The following is a 5655-nucleotide window of genomic DNA, read 5'->3' on the forward strand; positions in this document are numbered from 1 at the left end:
GACCCACGGGCGCTGCGCGGCGGATTGGCGGTCGCGCTCGTCGCCGCCTTCACCGTCGCCGGGGTAGAGGCGCCGGAGCGTCTCCGCCGCGCCCTGCTGCCCGCCTTCTCCGCCGCCGCGCTGCCCTCCGCGCCCGCGGTGAGGCTGGAGGCCTGGATCACACCCCCGGCCTATACCGGCGCCGCGCCGGTCTTCCTCGACCCGGCCGGCGGGGCCGTCAGCGCTCCGTCGGGCAGCCGGCTGCAGGTCGCCGTTTCCGGCGGCGCGGGCGGCGTGCCCGACCTGCTGCTCGACGGCGCCGCCGCGCCCTTCCGCACCCTCGACCGCGGTTCCTTCGCGGTGGAGACGACGCTCGAAACCGGCGGGCGGCTCACCGTGCGGAGGGATGGCAGGGATCTTGCGCAATGGTCGCTCAGCCTGCGCGCCGACGCACCGCCGACCGCCGCCTGGGACCAGCCCCCGGCGCGCGCGGCGCGCGGCCTCGCCATCCGCCTGCCATGGCGGGCGGAGGATGACTGGGGCCTCGCCGCCCTGCGCGTCGAACTGCGCCTGAAGCTGCGGCCGGACGCCGAGCCCGAAATCCTCGACCTGCCCATCCCCGGCGGCAGCCCGCGCAGCGCGCGCGGCGCATCGCAGCCGGACCTTTCCGCCCATCCCTGGGCGGGGCTGGAGGTGGAGGCGCGCCTCGTCGCCCGCGACCATGCCGGGCAGGAAGGGCGGTCCGAGGGCGCCTTCCTCGAACTGCCGGAACGCTCCTTCACCCATCCGGTCTCCCAGGCGCTGATCGCGCTGCGCAAGGCGCTGTCCGTGGACCCGACCGGCCGCGAGCCGGCACGGCGGGAACTCGACCGCATCTCCGGCGCGCCGGAGGCCTTCGAACACGACACCGGCACCTTCCTCGCCCTGCGCAGCGCCCGCCACCGCCTGATGCGGGACCGCCGCCCCGCCGCCGTCGCGGAGGTCCAGGGCATCCTGTGGGACGTCGCCGTCGCGCTGGAGGAAGGCCGCACCGACCGCACCGCCCGCGCCCTGGCCGAGGCCCGCCAGGCGCTGCGCGAGGCACTGGAGCAGGCCCGCCGCGAAGGCCAGAACCTGACGCAGGAACAGCGCGCCGACCTGCAGCGCCGCATCGAGGACCTGCGCGAGGCGATCCGCCGCCACCTGGAAGCCCTCGCCGAACGCCTGCAGCGCGAGAACGCCGAGGCCCTGCCCTACGACCCGCAGCAGCGCCTGATGGACCAGCGCGAGCTCGACCGCCGCACCCGCCGCATGGAAGACGCCGCTCGCCAGGGCCGCACCGAGGACGCCGAGCGCGAACTGGCGGAACTCGAACAGATGCTCCGCGCGCTCGAGGAAGGCCGGAACATGCGCGCCGAGGACCGCCAGCGGCAGCAGAGCCGCCAGCGCGGCCAACAGCAGATGGGCGCGGTGCAGGACATGGTGCGCCGCCAGGCGGAGATGCTCGACCGCGGCCACCAGCGCGCGGAGCAGGCCGACCGCGAGCGCCAGCAGCAGCGCCGCCAGACCTTCCCCCGCCTCTTCCCGCAGCCGCCCCAGCCGCCGCAGCAGGCCGAGCCCAGCCCGCAGGAGCAGGCCGAGACCCAGCAGGACAGCCGCGTGCAGCGCGCGCTGCGCCGGGCGCTCGGGGAACTCATGCAGCAGTTCGGCGACCTGACGGGGGACGTGCCGGAACAACTCGGCGAAGCCGACCGCGCCATGCGCGATTCCGCCGATGCCCTGCGCGAGGGCCGCGACGCCCGTGACGCCCAGCAGCGCGCCATCCGCGCCCTGACCGAGGGCGGCCGCCAGATGGCGCAGCAGATGCAGCGCCAGTTCGGCCAATCCCAGCCCGGCGACGGCGGCGAGGATGAGGACGGCGAGGGCGAAGGCATGGCCGGCGGCCAGCAGGGCGGCGAGGGGCAGGACCAGGCGCAGGAACAGGGGCCCGGGCGGGATCCGCTGGGGCGGCGCTCACGCGAGGCGACGGGGGGGCAGGACAACGCCTCCGACACGCGGGTGCCGGATGAGGCGGAACTGCTGAAGACACGGCGGATCCAGGAGGAACTGCGGCGGCGCGGGGCGGAACGGGAACGGCCGCCGGCGGAACTCGATTACATCGACAGGCTGTTGAGGCGGTTCTGAGGATCAGGCGGGGGGAGAAGGGAACTTCTCCCCCCGCCCCCCCCTCAACCTTCTTTGTCTTCTGGGGACGGGCCGCCGCGGGCGGGCTCCGGGAGGCAGCGCCCCTCGCCCGCGCGCGTGAACTGGCCTAATGCCGCCCGCGCATGAAGATCTGCGAGATCACCAACGTCGACTTCTCCCTCCGGCATTTCCTCCTGCCGGTGATGCGCGGCGCGCGCGATCGCGGCCATGAGGTCGTCGGTGTCTGCGCCGAGGGTCCCTTGCTTGAGATCCCCCGCGCCGAGGGCTTCCGCGTCGAATCCGTGCCCATGGCGCGCAGCCTGAACCCGGTCGCCCAGGCGCGCGCCTTCCGCGCGTTGCTGGACCTGTTCCGGCGGGAGAAGTTCGACCTCGTCCACGCGCACATGCCGATCAGCGGCCTGCTCGCACGCCTGGCAGCCAGGACGGCCGGCGTGCCGCGCATCGCCTATACCTGCCACGGCTTCCTCTTCAACCAGCCGGGACCATGGTGGCGGCGGCAATTATCGCTGCGCATGGAACGCCTCGGCGGCCGTGCCACCGACATCTTCCTGACCGTCAGCGAGGAGGAGGCCGAGGATGCCCGCCGCCTCGGCATCCATCGCGATGCGGTCGCGGTGCTGAACGGGCGCGATCCCGCCCTCTACCACCCGGACGAGGAAGCCCGCGCCGCCCTGCGCGCCGAATTCGGGGCGGCGCAGGGCGATTGCGTCATCGTCATGGTCTCCCGCCTGGTGCGCCACAAGGGCCACCCGGAACTGCTGCGCGCGATGGAGGCGACGCCACCCAACGCGGTGCTCTGGGTGGTGGGGGAGCGGCTGGCCTCCGACCACGGGGAGGACCTCGAGCCGCTCTTCGCGCGCGCGGAGGCCGCGCTCGGCCGCCGGATCCGCCGGCTCGGCTACCGGCACGACGTGGCGCGGGTGCTCGCCGCCGCGGATGCCTTCTGCCTGCCCTCCCATTTCGAGGGCCTGCCGATGAGCGTCATCGAGGCGATGATGACCGGCCTGCCGGTGGTCGCGACCGACATCCGCGGACCGCGCGAGCAAGTGGTGGACGGGGAGACGGGATTCCTGGTGCCGCCCATGCAGGACGCGCCGCTGGCGGCGGCGCTGTCGCGGCTCGCCGGCGATCCGGCGCTGAGGGCGCGGATGGGCGAGGCCGGGCGGGCGCGGGCGCTCGGACGGTTCGACGAAGGCAAGGTGATCGGGCGGACGCTGGACCTGCTCGGGCTGTGAAGGCGGGGGGAAGGGAACTTCCCCCCGCACCCCCCAACCTTCTCTGTCTTTTGGGAACTGACTTCGGCGGTTGGTTCCAAAGAGACAAAGAAGGGAGGGGGTCTGGGGGAGGTTCTCCTCCCCCGGCCTTGCTTCCGCCCCGAAGCGCAGGCATCCCCCCGCCCATGCTCCGTTCCGCGCTCACCGTCGGCAGCTGGACCATGGCGAGCCGCATCCTCGGCTTCGCCCGCGACATGCTGATCGCCTCCCGCCTCGGTGCCGGGCCGGTGGCGGATGCCTTCTTCGTCGCGCTGAAACTGCCCAACCTGTTCCGCCGCCTGTTCGGCGAGGGTGCCTTCAACGCCGCCTTCGTCCCCGCCTTCGCCGGGACGCTGGCAGCGGAGGGCCGTGCCAGCGCCCGTGCGCTCGCCGAGCGGATGGGCGCGCTGATGACGCTCTGGCTCGGCGTGCTCGTCGTCATCGGCATCGTGTTCATGCCGCAGGTGATGCGGGGGCTGGCGCCCGGCTTCTCGGACGACCCGGCCAAGTTCGCACTGGCTGTCGAACTGACGCGGATCACCTTCCCCTACCTGCTGTTCATCTGCCTGACGGCGCTGGTCGGCGGGGTGCTGAACGGGCTGGATCGCTTCGCCGCCGCGGCGGCAGCGCCGGTCTTCTTCAACCTGATCTCGATGGCGACGCTGCTCTGGCTGACGCCCTATGTCGCCACGCCGGGCCATGCGCTGGCCTGGGGCGTGACCGCGTCCGGCGTGGTGCAGCTTGCGCTCGTGCTGTGGGCGACGGCGCAGGCGGGCATGGCGCTAAACATCCTGCGTCCGCCGGCGATCACGCCCGAGGTCCGCCAGGTGCTGCGCCGCATGGTGCCCGGGGTGATCGGGGCGGGGGTGGTGCAGCTGAACCTGGCGGTGGACATCATCATCGCCTCGCTGCTGCCGGCGGGGGCGATCTCCTTCCTCTACTACGCGGACCGGGTGGCGCAGCTGCCGCTGGGCGTGATCGGCGCGGCCGTCGGCACGGCGCTGCTGCCGCTGCTGTCGCGGCAGTTGCGGTCGGGGCAGCCGCTTTCGGCGCACCGCTCGATGAACCGGGCGGTGGAGATGTCCCTCCTGCTGACGCTGCCGGCGGCGGTGGGACTGGCCGTGGCGGCCGGGCCGATCATCGCGGCGCTGTTCCAGCGCGGGGCGTTCAGCGCCGCCGAGGCCTCGGCCAGCGCCGCCGCGCTGATCGCCTATGCCGTCGGCCTGCCGGCCTTCGTGCTGGTGAAGGTCTTCGCGCCGGGCTTCTTCGCGCGCGGGGACACGGCGACGCCGGTGAAGCTCGGCCTGATGGCAGTGGCGCTGAACCTGGCGCTGAACCTGATGCTGATGGGGCCGCTGCGGCATGTGGGCGTGGCGCTGTCCACCTCGCTCGCGGCCTGGGCGAATGCGGGAATGCTGGCCTGGCTGCTGGCGCGCCGCGGGCATTTCATCGCCGACCGGCGGTGCCGCCGCGCGGTGCCGAGGATTGCCGCGACGGCGGCGGTCATGGGGCTGGCCGTCGTGGCGGTGGCCTTCGCCCTGCCGGCGGCGGGGAGTTCCGTGGCGCGCGCCATGACCGCGGCGGTGCTGATCGCGACCGGCGGGGCCGTGTACTTCGGTGGCGGGGTGTGGCTCGGCGCCTTCGATCCGCGGGAGGTGCTGCGGATGCTGCGACGAAGGCCGGCGAGCACGCCCGTGGCGGCAAAGCAACCCTGAGGGTCTTCGGCAGCCGATCGGCTCGCGCGAAGCGGGCGCGCGAGGTCTGAACTGCAGCCGTTGATTGGCATGGCGCCGGAGCGCTCACGAAAATGTCCCAGAATGGGTCGATGTTCTCTAAAAACGCACACAGGCGCGTGTGGTGCATAAAAGAGTCGCCTCTCTCGTTCATCACGTGTTAATTGCGAGACGAAACTCTCGGCGAAGGCTCTCGCTCACGTGATCACTGTGGCGCGTCAATTGTGGGGGACGATCGGCGGCTCGCTCGCCGGGCTGCGCCTTGCCACGTCGCCGCGCCGTCAGCATGGCATGCCGAGGGTCGCCCGTGCGGTCCGGATCCATCCCCGGACGCCCGTCATTGCCCTTCAGCCGCCCGCCGTCCTTGGCGTCCCGGCGGCCGGCAGTGGCGAGACCGGGAACCAGGACAAGTCGCCCGATAACGCCGCGACCACAGGCGCGGGCGTGACCTCGCCTCCGCGGGCCAGGGCTCGCTCGGCCAGGCCGGCGACGCGCCGCCCGGCGGG

3 protein-coding genes are annotated in these 5655 nt (G+C 73.3%); all 3 read left to right on the forward strand.

What is annotated here, in order from left to right; genetic code table 11:
* The coding region (locus GXW76_RS24810; protein ID WP_211864819.1) for a DUF4175 family protein at window positions 1–2142 on the forward strand (2142 nt) is incomplete at its 5' end.
* Between the two features lie 143 nt (window positions 2143–2285).
* The gene (locus GXW76_RS24815; protein WP_211864820.1) at window positions 2286–3398 is read left to right on the forward strand and encodes a glycosyltransferase family 4 protein; all 1113 of its coding nucleotides are present in this window, start codon (window positions 2286–2288) and stop codon (window positions 3396–3398) included.
* 164 nt (window positions 3399–3562) lie between these two features.
* Window positions 3563–5131, forward strand: a complete 1569-nt coding sequence (murJ, locus tag GXW76_RS24820) for a murein biosynthesis integral membrane protein MurJ (RefSeq protein ID WP_211864821.1) — start codon at window positions 3563–3565, stop codon at window positions 5129–5131.
* Window positions 5132–5655 lie beyond the last annotated feature (524 nt).

Source organism: Neoroseomonas soli (assembly GCF_018129065.1).
GTDB classification, from domain to species: domain Bacteria; phylum Pseudomonadota; class Alphaproteobacteria; order Acetobacterales; family Acetobacteraceae; genus Neoroseomonas; species Neoroseomonas soli.

What these genes read in the sequence shown, in the direction of transcription:
- GXW76_RS24815 (WP_211864820.1), top strand. Translation starts at nt 2,286, where the DNA reads ATGAAGATCTGCGAGATCACCAACGTCGACTTCTCCCTCCGGCATTTC.
- murJ (WP_211864821.1), top strand. Translation starts at nt 3,563, where the DNA reads ATGCTCCGTTCCGCGCTCACCGTCGGCAGCTGGACCATGGCGAGCCGC.